24 protein-coding genes, 1 other RNA gene and 1 other annotated feature are annotated in these 18,335 nt (G+C 38.7%); all 25 genes read right to left on the reverse strand.

Annotation, left to right across the window (positions count from 1 at the left end; translation table 11 throughout):
* Positions 1 to 29 precede the first annotated feature (29 nt).
* A complete protein-coding gene (gene tsaD / locus J3U73_RS04475; RefSeq protein ID WP_220219988.1) occupies positions 30 to 1,079 on the reverse strand; it encodes a tRNA (adenosine(37)-N6)-threonylcarbamoyltransferase complex transferase subunit TsaD in 1,050 nt (349 codons plus the stop codon).
* 2 nt (positions 1,080 to 1,081) lie between these two features.
* On the reverse strand, positions 1,082 to 1,648 hold the full coding sequence (gene rimI, locus J3U73_RS04480; RefSeq protein WP_220219989.1) for a ribosomal protein S18-alanine N-acetyltransferase: 567 nt from the start codon (positions 1,646 to 1,648) through the stop codon (positions 1,082 to 1,084).
* A complete protein-coding gene (gene tsaB / locus J3U73_RS04485; RefSeq protein ID WP_103752476.1) occupies positions 1,632 to 2,372 on the reverse strand; it encodes a tRNA (adenosine(37)-N6)-threonylcarbamoyltransferase complex dimerization subunit type 1 TsaB in 741 nt (246 codons plus the stop codon). Before tsaB ends, rimI begins: the two co-directional genes overlap by 17 nt.
* 27 nt (positions 2,373 to 2,399) lie before the next feature.
* On the reverse strand, positions 2,400 to 2,918 hold the full coding sequence (locus tag J3U73_RS04490) for a folate family ECF transporter S component (RefSeq protein ID WP_103752475.1): 519 nt from the start codon (positions 2,916 to 2,918) through the stop codon (positions 2,400 to 2,402).
* 52 nt (positions 2,919 to 2,970) lie between these two features.
* On the reverse strand, positions 2,971 to 3,708 hold the full coding sequence (locus J3U73_RS04495) for an acyl-[acyl-carrier-protein] thioesterase (RefSeq protein ID WP_220219991.1): 738 nt from the start codon (positions 3,706 to 3,708) through the stop codon (positions 2,971 to 2,973).
* Between the two features lie 14 nt (positions 3,709 to 3,722).
* Positions 3,723 to 4,577 (reverse strand): 16S rRNA (cytidine(1402)-2'-O)-methyltransferase, encoded by an 855-nt coding sequence (gene rsmI / locus J3U73_RS04500; protein WP_267409723.1) that lies wholly within the window; start codon positions 4,575 to 4,577, stop codon positions 3,723 to 3,725.
* Positions 4,578 to 4,589: 12 nt separating this feature from the next.
* Positions 4,590 to 4,928, reverse strand: coding sequence for a DNA replication initiation control protein YabA (gene yabA / locus J3U73_RS04505; protein ID WP_103752472.1), 339 nt, complete (start codon positions 4,926 to 4,928; stop codon positions 4,590 to 4,592).
* Between the two features lie 8 nt (positions 4,929 to 4,936).
* The gene (locus J3U73_RS04510) at positions 4,937 to 5,797 is read right to left on the reverse strand and encodes a DNA polymerase III subunit delta (RefSeq protein ID WP_220232181.1); all 861 of its coding nucleotides are present in this window, start codon (positions 5,795 to 5,797) and stop codon (positions 4,937 to 4,939) included.
* On the reverse strand, positions 5,797 to 6,120 hold the full coding sequence (locus tag J3U73_RS04515; protein WP_103752470.1) for a cyclic-di-AMP receptor: 324 nt from the start codon (positions 6,118 to 6,120) through the stop codon (positions 5,797 to 5,799). Before J3U73_RS04515 ends, J3U73_RS04510 begins: the two co-directional genes overlap by 1 nt.
* A gap of 6 nt (positions 6,121 to 6,126) precedes the next feature.
* Positions 6,127 to 6,774 (reverse strand): dTMP kinase, encoded by a 648-nt coding sequence (gene tmk / locus J3U73_RS04520; protein WP_267409724.1) that lies wholly within the window; start codon positions 6,772 to 6,774, stop codon positions 6,127 to 6,129.
* A gap of 103 nt (positions 6,775 to 6,877) precedes the next feature.
* Positions 6,878 to 7,108, reverse strand: a complete 231-nt coding sequence (locus tag J3U73_RS04525) for a YaaL family protein (RefSeq protein ID WP_103752468.1) — start codon at positions 7,106 to 7,108, stop codon at positions 6,878 to 6,880.
* Positions 7,108 to 7,707 (reverse strand): recombination mediator RecR, encoded by a 600-nt coding sequence (gene recR / locus J3U73_RS04530; RefSeq protein WP_220268310.1) that lies wholly within the window; start codon positions 7,705 to 7,707, stop codon positions 7,108 to 7,110. The genes J3U73_RS04525 and recR overlap by 1 nt, the downstream gene beginning before the upstream one ends.
* On the reverse strand, positions 7,708 to 8,037 hold the full coding sequence (locus tag J3U73_RS04535) for a YbaB/EbfC family nucleoid-associated protein (protein ID WP_103752466.1): 330 nt from the start codon (positions 8,035 to 8,037) through the stop codon (positions 7,708 to 7,710).
* Between the two features lie 18 nt (positions 8,038 to 8,055).
* Positions 8,056 to 9,870 carry a DNA polymerase III subunit gamma/tau gene (gene dnaX, locus J3U73_RS04540; protein ID WP_267409725.1) on the reverse strand — a complete coding sequence of 605 codons (1,815 nt, stop codon included), beginning with the start codon at positions 9,868 to 9,870 and terminating at the stop codon, positions 8,056 to 8,058.
* Between the two features lie 53 nt (positions 9,871 to 9,923).
* Positions 9,924 to 10,023: signal recognition particle sRNA small type (gene ffs / locus J3U73_RS04545), an RNA gene on the reverse strand.
* Positions 10,024 to 10,048: 25 nt separating this feature from the next.
* On the reverse strand, positions 10,049 to 10,579 hold the full coding sequence (tadA, locus tag J3U73_RS04550; protein WP_267409726.1) for a tRNA adenosine(34) deaminase TadA: 531 nt from the start codon (positions 10,577 to 10,579) through the stop codon (positions 10,049 to 10,051).
* Entirely contained in the window at positions 10,579 to 11,199 is a 621-nt protein-coding gene (locus J3U73_RS04555; RefSeq protein ID WP_267409727.1) for a class I SAM-dependent methyltransferase, read from the reverse strand. Before J3U73_RS04555 ends, tadA begins: the two co-directional genes overlap by 1 nt.
* 137 nt (positions 11,200 to 11,336) lie before the next feature.
* The gene (locus J3U73_RS04560; RefSeq protein WP_267409728.1) at positions 11,337 to 12,329 is read right to left on the reverse strand and encodes a C40 family peptidase; all 993 of its coding nucleotides are present in this window, start codon (positions 12,327 to 12,329) and stop codon (positions 11,337 to 11,339) included.
* A gap of 80 nt (positions 12,330 to 12,409) precedes the next feature.
* A complete protein-coding gene (locus tag J3U73_RS04565; protein ID WP_267409729.1) occupies positions 12,410 to 13,312 on the reverse strand; it encodes a C39 family peptidase in 903 nt (300 codons plus the stop codon).
* Between the two features lie 663 nt (positions 13,313 to 13,975).
* Positions 13,976 to 14,341: a 50S ribosomal protein L7/L12 gene (gene rplL / locus J3U73_RS04570; RefSeq protein ID WP_220268316.1), complete on the reverse strand. Its 366-nt coding sequence runs from the start codon at positions 14,339 to 14,341 to the stop codon at positions 13,976 to 13,978.
* Positions 14,342 to 14,389: 48 nt separating this feature from the next.
* Positions 14,390 to 14,899 carry a 50S ribosomal protein L10 gene (gene rplJ, locus J3U73_RS04575; RefSeq protein ID WP_267409730.1) on the reverse strand — a complete coding sequence of 170 codons (510 nt, stop codon included), beginning with the start codon at positions 14,897 to 14,899 and terminating at the stop codon, positions 14,390 to 14,392.
* A gap of 37 nt (positions 14,900 to 14,936) precedes the next feature.
* Positions 14,937 to 15,061: a sequence feature (ribosomal protein L10 leader region), on the reverse strand.
* A 33-nt stretch (positions 15,062 to 15,094) separates the two neighbouring features.
* Positions 15,095 to 15,841 carry a phosphate signaling complex protein PhoU gene (phoU, locus tag J3U73_RS04580; protein WP_267392280.1) on the reverse strand — a complete coding sequence of 249 codons (747 nt, stop codon included), beginning with the start codon at positions 15,839 to 15,841 and terminating at the stop codon, positions 15,095 to 15,097.
* Between the two features lie 15 nt (positions 15,842 to 15,856).
* Positions 15,857 to 16,612 (reverse strand): phosphate ABC transporter ATP-binding protein PstB, encoded by a 756-nt coding sequence (gene pstB / locus J3U73_RS04585; RefSeq protein ID WP_103752456.1) that lies wholly within the window; start codon positions 16,610 to 16,612, stop codon positions 15,857 to 15,859.
* A gap of 12 nt (positions 16,613 to 16,624) precedes the next feature.
* Positions 16,625 to 17,425: a phosphate ABC transporter ATP-binding protein PstB gene (gene pstB, locus J3U73_RS04590; protein WP_103752455.1), complete on the reverse strand. Its 801-nt coding sequence runs from the start codon at positions 17,423 to 17,425 to the stop codon at positions 16,625 to 16,627.
* A gap of 11 nt (positions 17,426 to 17,436) precedes the next feature.
* Complete coding sequence (pstA, locus tag J3U73_RS04595) at positions 17,437 to 18,330, reverse strand: phosphate ABC transporter permease PstA (protein WP_103752454.1); 894 nt, start codon at positions 18,328 to 18,330, stop codon at positions 17,437 to 17,439.
* Positions 18,331 to 18,335: the final 5 nt, after the last annotated feature.

Here is an 18,335-nt window from a genome sequence, read left to right on the forward strand (position 1 = left end):
AAAGGGTTGACCATTTATGGTCAGCCCTTTTAATTTAACATACTGTCAGCATACGGCAATTCTAATGACGGATCAGCATTTAAAGTCAAGTCTGCAAATTGATGATCTTGGTATAAGTTGTAAGCTGCAGCACCGATCATCGCCGCATTATCACCGCAGAGCTTTAAGTCCGGCAAGATTACTTTCGGCTTGATGTTATGAGGTAAATTAGCAATTTCTTCCTCCATCCGCTCCCGCAATCCGCGATTCGCTGCAACACCGCCACCCATAATAAAGGTACGTGGCTGATACTGTTTAATTGCTCGGATGGTTTTATGTGCCAAAACATCAACAACGGCAGCCTGAAAACTTGCGGCTAAATCAAATTTATTTAATTCTTGGTGAATTTGGTCAGCATGGTGACAAGTGTTGATAAAGGCACTCTTTAAACCGGAAAAAGAAAAATCATAATCATCATCTTCCATCATTGCACGGGGAAAATGAAAAGTGTCATTACCTTGGTGAGCCCATTCATCAATCGTTTTGCCAGCTGGATAATTCACGCCTAAAACACGGCCGATTTTATCATAAGCCTCACCGGCAGCATCATCACGGGTATCACCAACAATTTCAAAATGAGTCGGATCTTTCAATAAGACGATTTCAGTGTGACCACCAGAAACTTGCAGTGCAAGCGCTGGGTATTCAATCTCAGCAGTTAACTGTGCCGCCATTATATGCCCCATTATATGATCAACACCAATCAAAGGAATGCCCGTTGCCATTGAGGCCGCTTTTGCTGCGCTAACACCAATAAGTAGCGCACCAACTAGTCCTGGACCATAAGTGACAGCAATCGCATCAATATCATTCCAAGTTGCATTTGCTTTTTGCAACGCTTCTTTCGTAATCTGGCTGATTACTTCAATGTGATGGCGACTCGCAACTTCGGGAACCACCCCGCCGAAACGTTGGTGACTCTTAATCTGAGTAGCCACAATTAAACTTTCTACTTCACGACCATTTTTAACCACTGAAGTTGAAGTTTCATCACATGAACTTTCATAAGCTAAAATACGGATATCTTTTTTACTGTCCAAAACTAATCACTTTCTTTATCATCAGGTGCCAAAGTAAGCACCATGTTTAACCCATCTTTATGTAAATCTTGGTAATAATTTGGTCTAACAAAATTAACGGTAAAGCCAAGACCTTGATACAACTTTTTAGCCACTTCGTTATCAATCCGAACTTCTAAAGAAATCGAATGACATCCTAATTTGCGAGCATAATCAATCATTAATTGCATCAAATAAGTACCTAGACCCTTTTTCTGCCAGGCGGGATCAACAGCAAGATTGGTTATATGTGCTTCAACCAAATTTAGCCTCATCCCAATGACCGCAATCAGTGCCGTCTTATGGTAGACGACTAAATATAAAGAGTCCTTTTTTTGCAATTCAAGTTGAAAAATTTCAGCTGCCCACGGCGTACGACCTTCGTAAGTTTTAGTCTCTAAAAAAAGAAGGTTGGCAATATCACTTTCTTTAGCACGCATTACCTGCAAAACATGTTTATCTAGTGTAAACATAAACGGTCTAAATGTAGGTTGAACCAATTTATTGCCTACACGAGAAAAATGGCAAAATTGCTTAAACCTCTTCCACATAGTTACTGTCTGCTTCAAACGGCTTGCCAGTTTTCTTATGCCAATCTACTTCGGCTTGCGTACGCCGCAAATACCTTGGTAGCAACTGATCTGGCTCAACAGGCTGCTCATCAATTGCCAATTTGCCGATAACTCCTGCATGGATTACATTTTGCTCATCAGTACCAAAACTAACCGGTAAATCTAACTTATTGATAGCTTCTTCTTGCTTTTCAAAGCCCGTCCCGACAAAGACCACCTTTTCCAGTTTATGAGTTAGAGCATAATCCTTAACGGCTTTTAGTAATTTATCAATATGATAGTGACCGTCTTCGATAATATTAACTAATTGACCATTTTCTCTTAAATAAGCCCCTGCAAAAAAATTGTCATTTCGGGCATCAATACCTGCTACAATCAACGTATCTGTGTCTTGACAATTTGCCGCTAAAGCCTTCATAGTTGATACACCAACTGCTTGTTTGGCCAAAATGCTGGCAAACATCTTAATTGTTGTAACCCCAATCCGTAATCCTGTATAAGAGCCTGGTCCAATTGCCACCGCAAAGCGGTCAATGTCTTTGAGCTTAAGGTGATTCTCGGTTAAAATTTCAGCAATTAACGGATCAAGGTGTTCACTATGATTTCGTTTATCGTGTTCACTTTTTTCAACCATCACAGTAGTATCTTCATTTAAAGCTACACTTAACTGATTAGTTGCTGTTGATACACTTAAAATTTTCATTTCAGATCATTTATCCTTTTCTCAAAACTACCTTCTAATTTTAACACGAGAAAGAGCCCGTAAAACAAAGTAGGTAATAATCATTTCTAGCCAAGGTGCAATTGCTTCTTTAGGAACTCGCTGAATCAAAGCCACTTTGAAGTCCATGCCATACAAAAAGTGCAACCATAAAGTATTCATCCCTAAGTTAACTATTACCGTTACCAGCAATGTCGCCAATATAATCCGCCAAATTTTTACCGGTTTTTTATACAGAATTAAACCGTAAATAAGCGGGCCAACCATAGCACTTAAAGTGAAGCCAATAAAAAAGCCCCCCTGGTTAGCAAATAAGGCCGATGAAACTAAATCGCTAATTCCGCCACCGACTGCACCCCAAACGGGACCAAACATATAACCTAATAAAACACTACCAATAAAGCCCAAACCAATATGAACAATTGTTGTACCAATCGTGAACCGACTTAGCACAATTTTAATGGCAACAACAAATCCCAAAAGGACTAGATCACGCAATTCGACCTTAAACATTTCCTTTGTAGTCATTTGCAGCACTTTCTTTCATTAATAAACTTGGTAATAGTATACCATTATCTCATTATAACTTGCGCCAAGTTAGTTCACAAACGGCTTTATCCTTTTTATCTTCATCGGCAATTGTGTGGTAAGACTTAATCTCATCATCAGTTTCAACCAGCTTAACGCAGGCAAACGGCTTTTGACCGTAACGAACTTCAAGATTAAACTTAATGTCAATTGCACTGACTACATGATTTTTGAGAAAATCACGATCAAGCGTGTCAATAAACCAGTTAAAGTAATGGCCGTTAGTCAAATGATGGTTAGTATCTAGGTCATCATAACGAACACGGTACTGTCTCTTAATTGGATAATCTTCTTGCAACCGAATCCGCGGAAAACGGGGCAGTTTCTTTAATAATGGAACCCCAATTTTAGCCATCATTTCCTTGTCTGTCGAAACTAGCTTCCGCTTAGCTAAGTCAAATAAGACCCATTCACTCTGAGCAGTGATCAATTCATTACCTTCTTGATCACTGAACGAATAATCACGATATTCCAAAAAACGATTATAGCCAACCGGATCAGTTGATAAGGTAATGTTTTCATTTGGCTTCGGCCAGCGCTTGATATCAATATGATATTGGGTAACTACCCATCCGAGTCCACGTTTATTCAACTCTTCAGTACTACCCGCACCATTATCCAATTGATGCTCGGACACGCTCATCATTAGATCAATCATTGCGGGTATTTTTAAATGCTGATTTTCATCACATTCATAAAAATTTACTTGATGTTGTTCACTATACTTCATTTTTTGCATCCCCATTATTTCTGATGATAACGATCATATAATTCATTTTTAGAAACTTGGTTTGCCCGCGCTACTTCTTTAATGGCAGATTTTTTACTTTCACCCTGATCAACACGCTCATCAACGAGTTCAATTAATTCAGGCCAAGACAATTGCTCAGTTTCCTCAGTATTGGGCGAAACCAAAATAACGAATTCTCCCCGTGGCTGGTTTTCAGAAAAATATTGACTTACCTCTTGAACAGTTCCCCGAATAAATTCTTCGTGAATTTTAGTCAGCTCCCTGGCAGCAACAATTTCACGTTCTGGTGCAAAAACAGTTGCCATATTACTTAAAGTTTTAACTAATCGGTGCGGTGCTTCATAAAAAATAGAGGTGCCATGAGCTTGTTCCATTTGAACAAAATACGGTTTTTGTTCTCCAGCTTTTCGCGGTAAAAAACCATAATAAGTAAAAGGCTGCGCGTCAAAACCGGAAGCAATCAGTGCAGTTGTGAAAGCTGATGCCCCCGGTAACGGGACAACCGGGATGTCATTTTTAATACATTCCTGAACCAATACAAATCCGGGATCTGAAATAACCGGCATTCCGGCATCACTAATCTCAGCAATGACGGCCCCATCCTGCATTAATTTAACTAACTCCGGAGCGCGCTCTTTGGAATTATATTTATGAAACGACAGCATATGATTATGGACACCGATTTTTTCTAACAGAATACCACTAGTTCTAGTATCCTCAGCCGCAATATAATCTGCTTCTTGCAGAATTCTTTTTGCCCTGATTGTAATATCTTCCAAATTACCAATCGGAGTCGGTACTAAATAAAGTTTCCCCTCATTTTGAGCATAACTACTTTGCCGCTGCATTATATCATTCCCTTAATGTGCTTTCTTTTTTTCGCCAAAATTATCAAGAATATCCAAACAAAACATGCAATCCGAACTTGGATCACGGTGTGAACCGTAATACATATTGCAAATATGATAGCCCGAATTATATATTTTGCGTAAAGACTCAAGACCGCTCTGCGTTTTGATTGCGTTATTATGTGCGTTATTCATCTTATCCATTTTTTCACGTAATAACTGATTTTCAACTTTCAGCTCTGTATTTTCTTTGAGCGTTTCTAAAATACTGTTTTCTAAGCTCTCGATTGTCTTGGTCATACTGACCATTGAATCATGGAGCTGCTCTAACTTTGAATAAGAATCTACCATAAAAACACCTACCTTTTCCATTGCAGAGCAAGATAATCAAGCAGATTGCGAAAACCAACATTGCTATAGCGCATCTTGTCAACTTCCAGTAAATGCTTCAACATTCTTGCCCCCGCCTGCTGGCTACCATTATTTAAATCCTGTTGAGCCATCTTTTTTAACAAAAGCAAGAGATAATTTTGCTCCGCTTTCCCCTTAGCTAAATCAGCGAGCTTGTGCGCGCTAACAAGTGCTAAAGAATTATATTCAAGCATTTCTTGGTAAAAATACTTACCTGCTTTATCCAAGTTGGTTGTATCACCTAATTCAGCAATTTCTTCCTGGTTAAAGCCATTTGCTAATAAAGCCGCCGTCCTGCCATCAGCTTTTTGCCCAGCAGAAAAATTAATAATCTGTGTTCGTGACCGCACGGTCGGTAATATTTGATCTGCATTATTAGTAATCAGAATTGTTACCACCGGTGCAATGGGCTCTTCTAGCAAATTAAGCAGAGCATTAGCAGCAGATAGCGTTAATTTTTGTGCATCATTAATTATGAAAAAGCGGACACTGCTTTGCACGGGACTTTTGGCTAATTCTTCTTTTAAAACACGAATCTGATCAATCCCTAGGCTTTGTTTGCCCTCAGTTGTAACTAATAAGACGTCAGGATTATTGCCAGAAATAATTTGCTGGCAATTTTGACACGAACCATCTGGCTTATTTTCACCAGTACAATTAAATAGACAGGCTAGCCAATATGCTGTATTTAGAGCCTGCAATTCGTTAGCATCGACAAATAGGTAGCTATGCGCTAATTTTTTTTGTTCGAATGCATGCCGTAAAAATTCGGCCTGCTTAACGCCTCTTTGTGAAATATCAATTTTCATTAAAACTGTTTAAACTCTTCCACTGATAGCACAAAACAGGTTGCTCCCCCAACGGTAATCTTAACGGGCTGACTGCTGACATCAAAGCCAGTCATTGCCAAGTTAGGGTTTAAGTATTCCTCACGCCCCTGTGATTCACCCTTAATAATTCGCATTACTTTTTTGACAAATTTATCTTCAATTCCAATTAAAAAGGTAGTATTTCCTTCACTTAAGAATCCACCAGTGGTTGCTAACTTCGTTGCACGAATACTTTCTTTGGCAAAAGCGTGCTGCAAACGGTTAGCATCTTCTTTTTGAACAATCGCAATTATCAACTTCATTTTAAATCAGTCCTTTAGCAATTCTCTTGGTATACAATTTTCAATAATTCTAACACATGCTTTTACCACATCATTAACCGGTTGATTGGCATCCACGACTTTGATCCGGTCAGAATGACTCTGATTAATTTCTTGGTAACCCTGGTAAACTTTTTGATGAAAAGCTAGTTTTTCTTGCTCCAAACGGTCTTCTTGACCAGCTCGCTCTTTAGAAATCCGCGCTAACCCGACTTGAGGCTTAATATCCAAAAAGATGGTCAAATTGGGCTCAATCCCGTTGGTAGCAAACTCATTAATCTGCTTCACGGCCGCAATCCCTAGGTCTCTGCCTGCCCCTTGGTAGGCCAAAGAACTATCGACAAAGCGATCAGAAAAGATGACTTTACCAGCCTTTAAAGCAGGAATAATAATTTCCTTCATATGTTGGCTTCGCGAAGCAGCATACAATAATGCTTCAGTTTTTGCACTCATTTTTTCATTAGCAGGATCTAAAATAAACTGCCGAATTTTTTCAGCGATTACTGAACCACCTGGTTCACGAGTCACTAGATATTGTGTTTTCAATTGTGGTGCAATTTGGGCAACCACTTGTTCTAAAACTGTGCTTTTACCGGACCCGTCTGGCCCTTCGAAACTAATAAAATAACTCTTCATAAAACTCTCCATGAGTCTATTTTACAAGAGTTCGTCCTATATGAACACCCCAACGTACTTTTAATTTTTAGTGAAAATAAAAAAGCCCTTAAATAAGAGCTTTTTATTCTGAAATTGCATTGGTAAAACCACTAAATCTTGTATGTCGGTGACGGGCTTCTTGATACAAAAAAGCATACTTGGCTAGCAAAATTTCATTTGCAATAATATTTTCTTCTGACATGTCGAGCGTGGTAGAATTAAGATTTTTTTCAATTGCAATCTCTTCTTGCAATTTTTCAATCGTTTCTGTTAGCCACTCATCGCCCATTTTTTTAACTTGATTGTGCGCCATTAGATCGAAGTTCTCCCTTGCACTGCACGTTTTAACGTAATTGAATTTGCATATTCAATATCACTACCCACAGCAAGTCCCGCAGCTAAACGGGTTACCTTAATTCCAGCAGGCTTAATCAACTTGCTGATATACATTGCCGTTGATTCACCTTCCGGAGTAGAATTCAATGCCAAAATTACTTCTTTCACTTTATCCTGTTTTTGTAAACGAACAATTAGTGACTTAATGTTAATTTCTTCTGGACCAATACCATCCATTGGTGATAAAACACCGTGCAGAACGTGATATAAGCCACTGTACTCACCCATTTCTTCAAAGGCCATGACGTCTTTGGGCTGCTCAACAACCATAATAGTTGATTGTTCACGACTTGGATTACTACAAATTACGCAGGGATCCTGCTCAGTAATATTACCGCAAACAGAGCAGCGGTGAAGCTTTTCTTTTACTTCATTAAGAGCAGTACTAAAATCATGAACATCTGTGTCTGGCATATCCAAAGTGTAGAAAGCCAAGCGAGTAGCCGTTTTTTCACCAATACCAGGTAATTTCATATATGAATCAATTAAGTGCGCAATTGGTGCTGGATATTGCAATTAAATCATACCCTTCGTATATTTACCTAAACTTGCTTGAGTTGCTTGATCAATTTCTGACAAACCTTTATTAACCGCATCAATAATTAAATCTTGCAACATATCTGGGTCATCAGGATCAATTGCTTCTTTATTAATATCGATCCCCTTGAGTTTACGATCTCCGCTGAATGTGGCAACAACTAAATCATCGGCAGACTTGCCAACAAATTCTTGCGCAGTGATATTTTCTTGCTCTTGCGCCATTTGCTCCTGTAACTTTTTAGCCTGCTTCATCATCTGTTGCATATTCATGCCGCCCATTCCACCAAAATTAGGTCTTTTACTCATTGTTTTCTCCTCTTTATTTTAATCCTTTACGTTTACTGTATCACCAAATAGGTCTTTCGCTTTCTTAACAACCTCGTTTTCCTTGTCGTCTGCTGGGTTGTCAGCACTAGAGTCCTGTTTACGCTTTAACATTTCTTCACGGTGTGTTTGCAAAAATTCTTTGCGAACCGTAAACCAATCGCTATCTGGTACCAAAACAATTTGGTAGTCACGCTTGGTAAATTTAGCAATCTGATCCGTCAGTATACCTAATAAATCCTCATCAGAACTAGCTTTTTCAAACCACAAAGCATATTTACACTTCATTACAACCTGATCGGAACTGGCAGCAACTGGTTCTAAAACGTCTAGCAATGCCCGTTGCGAAACAGCTAAAACTGACTGTAAATCAGGCCAAACATCTTTAATTGCCTGTAAATCCTTCTTGGTGGCATTTTCAAGCACATGATAAACCTGTTTGCGATTTTGTTCATCAGCATGCTTATTATTTCTGACTTTCTTAGGTTTCTTTTTAGTTTTAGCAGTTTCTTGCGTAGCTTTAGCAATCTTGCCACCAGAAACTGCGTTATCAAGATGAAAAATGCGGTCACTATTACTTGTTTGTTTTTTACCTAAACGAGTAACCTTTTCCGTTAAACTAACGATTTGCTTCTTTAAAGCCGTAACTTCGGCCTGTAAGTCAGAACCGTTTTTAGCTTGCTTATTATCATTAGATGCTGAAGCCGGTTCAGTTTCCTGAATAGTTGGCACACTTAATTGCTGGCTATCCGTACTTTCAACCAAAAAGACCTCTAACGGAATCTGCTGCTGGTTAGTATACCGCAAATCATTCAAAGCGGTATTGGCAGAAGCAATTAATTGGAAGTAACGCTGATCAGGCACGTCCTTAATTTTAGCAATAAAATCTTCTGTTAGAAAATTGCTTTGATTGTCACTGCCAGCTTTAACGATCATTAAAGCTGCCGTTGCCATATCAATTAATTCATCCAAAATATTTTTTGAACTAGCGCCATTTTTAAGCTCCGCCTGCGCCAAAGTTAAGGCTTGGCCAGCGTCTCTATCCAAAATCGCCAATAATATTTGCTCAATTTTTTCTTTGGCCGCAAAGCCAGTTATTTCAAGCGCAGCATCGTATTCGACCTTATCTTTTTCATAACTTAACAGTTGATCAAGGATGCTTAACGCATCACGCATTCCGCCATCGGCAACTTGCGCAATGACCGCAATCGCCTTGTCGTCATAGCTGATTTTTTCTTGATCTAGAATATACTTCATTCGCTTCTCAAGGTCAGTCTGCGAAATACGTTTAAAATTATAACGTTGTGTTCGCGAAATAATCGTCGCTGGCACCTTTTGCAATTCGGTAGTTGCCAAGATAAAGACCACATGCTCTGGCGGTTCTTCAAGCGTCTTCAGTAAAGCGTTAAAGGCACCCATCGAGAGCATATGTACCTCGTCAATAATGTAAACTTTGTATTTACCCTGCGTGGGTGCATATTTGACCTTATCACGAATCTCCCGGATCTCATCGACACCATTATTAGAAGCAGCATCAATTTCCATAATATCTGACATTGCACCCTTATCGGCAGCAAGACAATTTGCGCACTGATTGCATGGTTCGCCATCCTGCAAGTTGGTGCAGTTTAAGGCCTTGGCAAAAATTTTAGCACAAGATGTCTTACCGGTACCACGCGGACCTGCAAAAAGAAAAGCATGAGAAATAGTGCCGCGCTTAATCGCATTTTTTAAAGTATTGGTAATATCTTCCTGGCCGACAACACTGTCAAAAGTGCGCGGCCGCCATTTGCGGTATAACGCTTGATAAGCCATTAATATTTCTTTCCTAGTAAAAAACTCTTAACTCTTCGAAAGAGTTAAGAGTTTGTAAATGTCTAATAAAAGGCACATGCCTGAGCGACCTTAGTGCTGCTACCTTCCGGTCCTGACACGCTTCAGAGGTCAAACATTGCCCAATAGATATACTAACTTATTTTGCAAAATTTTTCCACTAATTTGCGGAATCTTTTCCGATTTCCTGCTCATTTTTTAAAGCTTTTTTGGCTAATTTTTGTTTACGACGAATTGCCCGGAAAAAATCCTTTAATATTTGACTAGCTTCTTCGCGGTACAAGCCGCGAATAACCTGGGGATGATGATTAAATTTACTGACGCTAAACAAGTCAACCACACTGCCTGCCGCACCAGCTTTGGGATCCAAGGCGCCAAAGTAGACGTTTTTTATTCTGGAATTGATAATTGCTCCAGCACACATTGGGCACGGTTCGAGCGTGACAAACAAGCTACAATCGATTAATCGCCAAGTATTTAGCTCAGTGCATCCCTGTCTAATTGCCATCATTTCGGCATGTTGCGTAGCATCTTGATCGAGTTCGCGCCGATTATACCCTCTACCAATAACTCGACCATCTGGATCCACCAAAATTGCACCAATCGGAACTTCACCTTTTTCTTGCGCTTTATTCGCCTGCTCAAAGGCTAATTGCATGTACTTTTTCTTTTCTTCACTCGAAAAAGACATTAATTATTCACCGCCTGCAAAATATAGTAACCCTTGTCCCGGTCTAAGATAGTGCAATTGCCAAAAGTAGCTTTTAAAAGCTCACGTGCGCTTGGCTCACCCTGCTTTTTTTGGATGACAACAAGAATTTTGCCATCTTTAACCAGGTGATTTTTAGCACCCGATAAGATACTGGTAACAACACTTTTACCAGCACGAATTGGTGGATTAGTCACAATTAGCCCAAATTTTTTGTCATCTGCTATCTTCTCATAAACATTAGACTGATAAATTGCCACATTGCTTATTTGATTCATGGTGGCATTTCTCTTTGCTAGCGCCAAACCGCGCTCATTGACATCGGTCATCTCCACGGTTTGCTCTGGCCAAAATTTCGCAGCAAAAAGACCCAAGGGACCATAACCTGCTCCGACATCTAAAATTCCTTTGGCGGGAAAAGAAACTTGGGCCATCTGCTTAATTAAAACGCCTGAACCATAGTCAACCCGCATTTTTGAAAAAACACCTGCATCAGTTGTGAATTTTAGGTCTATTCCAGCAACATGATAGTCAACTACGTGTTCATCATGCTCCGTAGTTGGATTAGCCGCATAATACATTTGATTTTTTTGCTCAGTCATAATTTTCTCATTTCCTAAAACAGTCTGTTCTAGATAATTTTAGCGAACACAACGCTTTTTGCAAACAGGTTTACTTGATCAATAATAAAAAAACTAGTTGACTTATGGTTCTACGCCTAAGCAAACTAGCTAATTTTTTAATTTTTTTCATGAACACTAACGGTTTTAGTTATTGGGAAAACCCGTTTAGCATAGTAATACCGTTTAAAGTTAGCTGGCCAAACCGTTACCCCAGCCCCTGGCCAAGAATGAAGAACTTTATTTTTACCAAGGTAAATCCCGATATGATAGCAAGCTGGCTTTGGCCGACCGTAGAAAATCAAATCTCCACGTTTTAAGTGCTTTAAACTCACTGTTTGCAAAGTCTTGCTTTTAACGAAGGAACGGCAACCCCATTCATGTGTTGCATGCCACCGCGGATTAGCTGGCGACGGATCAATTCCGGTTGCGTACATGCATTGCATAACCAATCCAGAGCAATCAACGGAAGTACCTGGCTGTTTAGTCGTGAAATTAACCCACGCAGTTTTCGCCTTCTTATACTGATATCCGCGCTTAATAAATGCCTTTACGTAATCCTCTCTAGTTGAAGCATAATTGAGGCTTTTATCAAGGGGACTTGAGTAAAAGCCTTTAATGTGGAGATCTTTCATATGCAATTGGCGATATTTAGCTGGAATTTGATAACGGCGAACTGTCGAAATCGTAATTTTATCACTTGTCGCTGCAGTTGCATCATTTGTTGCAGGAGCATATAAACGCCAAGTTGTCTTCAATTTACGATACCAGTTAGAAGGAAAAGTTAACTTAAAACTACCGGTTTCATCAGTTGTAAAAGTTTGGCAATTAACGTATTTTTTGCCGTTCCATTTTTGTAAATAAACCGTTCTTTTTTCTGGTGTATTTAGCATAACCTGATCAGTGATGTTGTCACCGGCAGTCCACTTATACTTAGTTGCTAACTGCTTAAACTCAGTCTCTTTGTTAGTTTCCTGATTATTGTTTGACTGCGTTGCGGACGGCTGATCATTGGCATTTTCAATATCCGCCGCCATCACAGTACTTGTAGTCAAGTTTGCTACTAAAAAAATGGCGGCTAGGCTGGCAAAAATACGTCTTTTATTTTTCATTTTTTCCTCTTTTTATTTCATTACTCTAACATTTTCCAAAACCTATCATATCATAAATTAAGTATTTATAAGCTATGGTTTTAATAACTTAATGCCCGATAACCATCACCACGCCAATGTTTAATAAAATTACTTGTATTAATTGATGCTTTTTTTCCAGTCCATGGATCATTGTAATAAAGTCGTTTCTTATAATATCCAGTTAATGTTAATGCGTGATTGGAAAAACCATCAATGCCACTAACCCAAACGACGACTAAATGTGAGCACAAAAGCTTATTCTTTATTGCTGTTAAACTTGTCCCAGTCATTACATTTGCCGTTCCAAGATATTTTTTAACAACTCCTTTAATACCATTAGGCGCTACCCAATATCCTGCTGGATATTTTTTATATGGTGAGCCGATAAACCCTTTATTTGGATTACTGCTTCTCGGTGTTACATTAGCGACCTCAGTTTTCGAAACGGGAACACCTGCAAAATTAAGCATCATTGTAACAGCAGTCATTTCACACCCAGTTGGTAATTGTGGTCTCTGCGATATCGCAGCTGTCTTGTTTTTTACACCAATAATTTTGCCGTTTTTAATCAAATATTGGGTTTTAGGTGTTGCAATAGACGTCTCGCTTCTTTTGCCATCATCTAAATAATAACTGTAACTTGCTTTATGTGGTGTCTTTCTTACACCACTCAACCGCTGACCGTTTTTATCGAACAAATAATATGAATTACCGATTTTAATTTGTCCAGTTACCTTTTTGCCATCTTGATAATAAGATGTTGCACCATTTTCCGTTACCCAGCCTTCTAAAGTTTTAGATGACTTTGAACTTAAATTAGCTTGGTTTTTTTGCGTTTTATTAGCAACTACTTGCGTTTTTGGCGCCTGAGGCTCATTTGTTGCGGCATTTACAGAGTTAGCCGTACCAAACTCAAACGTCGTAATTGCTGTTAATAATAGTAGCCAAAATCCTTTTTTCATTTGTTTACGCTTTCTATTTATCTAAATTACTTACATTATAAAGCATGACCAATAGTAATTGTAGCTATGTAAATAAAAAACGTAATTTTGCCTGTTACTCAAATTGATTTATTTGCTCTATTATTTATAGTTATTTATAAACATTAGTTAAACACTTTTAAATAAATACCGTTTAAGGAGAAATATTAGGATGAAAACAACTATTGATGATATACATATATACATAAATATAGATTTATTACTTCACATCATTTTACTTGTACTAATTGTGCTAGTTCTTATTTTTTATCGGCTTTATTATTGATCATAATACAACCTATGATAACAACAAATTATTTAAAAAAATTAAAAAAAGGACTAGTGCTAATAGCTAATACAATTGGAGGTGGACAAGAATATTACCTTAGATACTGGGTATGGCAAAGAAAAAAGAGAAAAGCAATAATCAATCTGCTATCTTCAATGACAAGAGACCAATTTTATTATCCTGATAAAGCTTGGCGAAAGACTTGATTAGTTAAGTTACCAAATAGAAGAGAATGTTGGATTAATGCATCTGATTTACGTCCAGACTATTTTAATAATAATTATTAATACAAAAAACGCGCATCTGCAATTCGCAGATACGCGTCTTTTTATTTAGCTTGTCCAGTTGGACCGTAACTATTTCAAGGTTACAGTAGCGCCAACTTCTTCAAGCTTAGATTTAATGTCGTTAGCTTCGTCTTCAGAAACGCCTTCCTTAACGTTCTTAGGAGCGCCATCAACAAGATCTTTTGAGTCCTTAAGGCCAAGTCCAGTGATGTCACGGACAACCTTAATAACCTTAACCTTTTCTTGACCAGCTTCAGTCAATTCTACATCGTAGCTTGACTTAGCAGCTGCGTCACCACCAGCAGCACCTGCAGCAGCAACTGGAGCAGCAGCAGAAACGCCAAATTCGTCTTCAATAGCCTTTACAAGGTCATTTAATTCAAGAATTGAAGCATTCTTTAAGTCTTCAATAATCTTTTCAGTATCTAAAGCCATATTTATATATCCTCCGAAATATTTTTATTAGATATAAATTACTATATTTTATTCAGCAGATTCATCTTTTGAATCAACAACAGCTTTAACAGCGTATGCGACGTTGCGTACAGGAGCTTGTAATACAGAAACAAGCATTGATAGCAAACCTTCGCGTCCAGGAATAGCAGCAAGAGACTTAATGTCTTCTTTAGAAGTCAACTTGCCTTCTAGCATACCACCCTTAATGTCGATTACATCAAAATCATCTTCATATTTTGAAACAATACGAGCTGGTTCTGTGATATCATCAGCATTATCAGTATAAACAACAGCAGTAGGGCCAACAAAAGCGTCATCAAGACCTTCAATGCCAGCCTTAGCAGCAGCACGTCTTAAGTATGTGTTCTTAACAACCTTCATCTTAACGTCGTTTTCACGAAGTTCCTTACGCATGTTAGTAACTTCTTCAACAGTCAAACCAAGGTAATTAATTACTAAGATAGCTTTTGCAGATTTAAGTTCTTCAGCAAATGCGTCAACAAACTTTTCTTTTTCAGCAATAGCAGCTTTACTCAATCGAATTCACCTCCATAAAATTCATTAATAAATTCCATAAGGCCTTAAAAAAACTCCATGCCAAGCAAGACATGGAGCATTAAAATCTTCATTATCTTCCGGCCTCGGCGGGAAATTAAGGCGTTGTGCCACCCGAGTCTTAGGTAGAATTTACTTTAATAACTATAACAGGATTAATATTTAATTGCAAGACAATTATTTATTTTTAGTCTTGCTATTTTTCTTAGTCGTTTCTTTAGCCTTAGCAGTTTTTGCTTTTTTTTTCACTTGTGTTTTTTTCTTATCAGCACTAATTAGTTCAAAAAGTTCACCGGATGATTTGTAAATTACCCAACTTGCTAAGTTGACAATGTGATCGCTAATCCGCTCTAACAATCTAATAATGACAAAGTAACTGGCTGAGGCAACGGCAACATTTGGATCTTGCTCAACACCATCAATAATCATTTGCCGGGCTTTGCGGTAATCTTGGTAAACATCTTCATGTCCATTAAGCATTGACCGAGCAGTCTTTTCATCATCTTGAACATAGGCGGTCAAAACTTGAATTAACATTGTCCGAACTTGATGAGTCATGCCAGAAATGAGTTTTTCAACTTCGGAAATTCGCGGGTTTCCTTTAACGCGAACAGTTTCAACCGCAATGCTATTGGCATTTTCACCGATTCTTTCCAAATCAGTTGTAGCCTTTAAAATACTAATTACAACCCGAAAATCTGTAGCGACAGGTTGTTGCAATGCCATTAAGTCGAGTGCTTTTTTCTCAATCTTAATTGCTTCTTTGGCTACAACCTTATCTTCTTCAATCATTTCCTGCGCCATCTTTTTATCGTGATCGACGAATGACCGGGTTCCCTGGTCAATTAAATCATTAACTTGGACACCCATTTCCATAAATTGCGTGTTTAGCTTTTTCAGTTCGTCTAAAAATATTTCGTGCATAATCCACCTCCATAATTAGCCAAAACGGCCGTTAAGATAATTACTAGTTATTTCCTTTTCTGGGGCCAGGAACATTTGCTCAGTTGTACCAGATTCAATCAATTCACCATTCATTAAAAAAGCAACTTGATCAGATACCCGACTGGCTTGCTGCAAATTGTGCGTAACCATGATAAAGGTATATTTTTTCTTTAACCCCATCAAGGTTTCCTCAATTTCTGAGCTAGAAATTGGGTCTAGTGCCGAAGTAGGCTCATCGAGTAAAACCACTTCTGGTCTTACCGCTAAAGCGCGCGCAATACAGATTCGCTGCTGCTGTCCACCAGAAAATGCAAGAGCATTTCGTTGCAAGCTATCTTTGGTTTCCTCCCAAATGGCTGCTTGTTTCAAGCTTTCTTCTACTCGCTGTTCAATCAGCTCTTTGTCTTTGACGCCAGCGACACGCAAGCCATAAGCAACATTATCAAACACCGAAAACGGAAACGGTGTTGGTTGTTGAAAAACCATGCCTACTTTTTTTCTTAAAGCCACTAAATCCAAATGAGTTCGATAAATATCTTGCCCTTCCAGCAAAATTTTGCCAGTGATCTTAATATTTTCAATATCATCATTCATCCGGTTCAAGCACCGTAAAAAAGTTGACTTACCACAACCCGATGGGCCTATCAGTGCCGTCAGTTTCTTAGTTGGAAAAGCAAGCGTAATTCCGTGCAATGCTTCAAAATCGCCGTAACTTAATTTAACGTTCTCGGCTTCCATGATATTTGTCATTTTACCGCTCCTTTAGCCAAAACTACCCTGAATATACTTCTCAGTGATCTCGCCTTGCGGATTAGTGAAAATGTTAGTAGTCGTATCGTATTCCAGTGCATGTCCCAAATGGAAAAACGCGGTATACTCACTAATTCTAGAAGCTTGCTGCATATTATGCGTAACCATCACCATTGTGTATTTTTTCCGCAACTGCTTTAACGTATCTTCAAGCTTAGCAGTTGAGACCGGATCAAGCGCACTTGCTGGCTCATCTAAAAGCAAAATTTCTGGTTTTAACGCAATTGCACGGGCGATACAAAGTCGCTGCTGCTGTCCACCTGACAAAGCTAAGGCACTTTTATCCAATTTGTCTTTAACTTCGTCCCATAAAGCAGCAGCCCGCAAACTTTCTTCAACTATCTGGTCTAACTTTTGCTTGTCCTGTTGGCCATTTGCTTTTAACGCGTAAACAATATTCTCCCGGATTGATTTTGGGAATGGATTTGGTTTTTGGAAAACCATCCCGATTGCCTTACGTAATTCATAAACATTAATCTTTTTCTGGTTAACATCAAGATCATGAAACATAATCTTGCCGTCTACCCGAGCAACCCGGTCATTCATCCGGTTCAGAGAACGTAAAAATGTTGATTTACCAGAGCCCGAGGCACCAATTAAAGCAGTAATGGTATTTTTCTTAAATCCAAGACTAACATCAAACAACTTTTGAATTGTACCGCCATAAAAGACACTTAAGTCCTCTGTGTACACGGCACAATCTTCTTCAGGAAAAGTCTTAATGTAAGTCTTTTGCGTTTGCCAATTTTCCATAAAAAATTCCCTTATTTAATTTTAGCGGCCGTTAACCGATTATAGAGCCAATTACCAAGAGCCCGTGCGCCAAAATTAAAAATAATTACAACAATTACGAGCAAAGCTGAGGTAGCGGCTGAAACAACATTAACGTCGGGAATAATTCCTTCCGTATTAACTTTCCAAATATGAACAGCTAGAGTTTCAGCAGGACGCATTACGTTTAAAAAGCTAGTTGGACTGAACATATTCCAATTAGAATAATCAACCGTTGAGCCACTTTGACCTGCCGTATAAATTAGGGCAGCCGCTTCACCGAAGACACGACCAGCACTAAGAATTACACCAGTAATGATCCCTGGAAGAGCAGCAGGTAGAACAACTCCACGAATTGTTTTCCAATTAGACAACCCCAGTGCCCAGCCAGCTTCACGCTGCGTTTGTGGCACACCTTTTATGGCTTCTTCAATGTTGCTAGTTAAAATAGGTAAATTGAAAAAAGTTAGTGCTAAGGCCCCAGCAATAATCGAAAAGCCTAAGCCGAATTGAACTACAAACAGTAAATAACCAAATAACCCAACAACGATTGAAGGCAGTGAGCTCAAGATTTCAATTGTTGTTCTGATTAGTTGCGTTAACCAGTTATCAGCTGCATATTCGGCCAGGTAAATTGCTGCTCCCAAAGCAATGGGAAGAGAAATTATTAGCGTCAGCAATAACAAATAAAGTGAATTAAATAATTGGTCTCTAATCCCACCGCCTGCTTCAAACGATGAAGAAACGGAAGTTAAAAAGTGCCACGATAGGTGCGGAACACCAGAAATTAAAATATTTCCGATAATACCGGCCAAAAGCAAGATTACGATGCCTACTAAAAAGTAAATTACACAGGTAGCAATCCGATCATTTCTTTTTGAATTCATAATGC

This window comes from Lactobacillus sp. B4005 (assembly GCF_026536045.1).
GTDB lineage: Bacteria > Bacillota > Bacilli > Lactobacillales > Lactobacillaceae > Lactobacillus > Lactobacillus panisapium.

What these genes read in the sequence shown, in the direction of transcription:
- rimI (WP_220219989.1), bottom strand. Translation starts at nt 1,648, where the DNA reads ATGTGGAAGAGGTTTAAGCAATTTTGCCATTTTTCTCGTGTAGGCAAT.
- tsaB (WP_103752476.1), bottom strand. Translation starts at nt 2,372, where the DNA reads ATGAAAATTTTAAGTGTATCAACAGCAACTAATCAGTTAAGTGTAGCT.
- J3U73_RS04490 (WP_103752475.1), bottom strand. Translation starts at nt 2,918, where the DNA reads ATGACTACAAAGGAAATGTTTAAGGTCGAATTGCGTGATCTAGTCCTT.
- J3U73_RS04495 (WP_220219991.1), bottom strand. Translation starts at nt 3,708, where the DNA reads ATGAAGTATAGTGAACAACATCAAGTAAATTTTTATGAATGTGATGAA.
- rsmI (WP_267409723.1), bottom strand. Translation starts at nt 4,577, where the DNA reads ATGCAGCGGCAAAGTAGTTATGCTCAAAATGAGGGGAAACTTTATTTA.
- yabA (WP_103752472.1), bottom strand. Translation starts at nt 4,928, where the DNA reads ATGGTAGATTCTTATTCAAAGTTAGAGCAGCTCCATGATTCAATGGTC.
- J3U73_RS04510 (WP_220232181.1), bottom strand. Translation starts at nt 5,797, where the DNA reads ATGAAAATTGATATTTCACAAAGAGGCGTTAAGCAGGCCGAATTTTTA.
- J3U73_RS04515 (WP_103752470.1), bottom strand. Translation starts at nt 6,120, where the DNA reads ATGAAGTTGATAATTGCGATTGTTCAAAAAGAAGATGCTAACCGTTTG.
- tmk (WP_267409724.1), bottom strand. Translation starts at nt 6,774, where the DNA reads ATGAAGAGTTATTTTATTAGTTTCGAAGGGCCAGACGGGTCCGGTAAA.
- J3U73_RS04525 (WP_103752468.1), bottom strand. Translation starts at nt 7,108, where the DNA reads ATGGCGCACAATCAAGTTAAAAAAATGGGCGATGAGTGGCTAACAGAA.
- J3U73_RS04535 (WP_103752466.1), bottom strand. Translation starts at nt 8,037, where the DNA reads ATGAGTAAAAGACCTAATTTTGGTGGAATGGGCGGCATGAATATGCAA.
- dnaX (WP_267409725.1), bottom strand. Translation starts at nt 9,870, where the DNA reads ATGGCTTATCAAGCGTTATACCGCAAATGGCGGCCGCGCACTTTTGAC.
- tadA (WP_267409726.1), bottom strand. Translation starts at nt 10,579, where the DNA reads ATGTCTTTTTCGAGTGAAGAAAAGAAAAAGTACATGCAATTAGCCTTT.
- J3U73_RS04555 (WP_267409727.1), bottom strand. Translation starts at nt 11,199, where the DNA reads ATGACTGAGCAAAAAAATCAAATGTATTATGCGGCTAATCCAACTACG.
- J3U73_RS04560 (WP_267409728.1), bottom strand. Translation starts at nt 12,329, where the DNA reads ATGAAAAATAAAAGACGTATTTTTGCCAGCCTAGCCGCCATTTTTTTA.
- J3U73_RS04565 (WP_267409729.1), bottom strand. Translation starts at nt 13,312, where the DNA reads ATGAAAAAAGGATTTTGGCTACTATTATTAACAGCAATTACGACGTTT.
- rplL (WP_220268316.1), bottom strand. Translation starts at nt 14,341, where the DNA reads ATGGCTTTAGATACTGAAAAGATTATTGAAGACTTAAAGAATGCTTCA.
- phoU (WP_267392280.1), bottom strand. Translation starts at nt 15,841, where the DNA reads ATGCACGAAATATTTTTAGACGAACTGAAAAAGCTAAACACGCAATTT.
- pstB (WP_103752456.1), bottom strand. Translation starts at nt 16,612, where the DNA reads ATGACAAATATCATGGAAGCCGAGAACGTTAAATTAAGTTACGGCGAT.
- pstB (WP_103752455.1), bottom strand. Translation starts at nt 17,425, where the DNA reads ATGGAAAATTGGCAAACGCAAAAGACTTACATTAAGACTTTTCCTGAA.
- pstA (WP_103752454.1), bottom strand. Translation starts at nt 18,330, where the DNA reads ATGAATTCAAAAAGAAATGATCGGATTGCTACCTGTGTAATTTACTTT.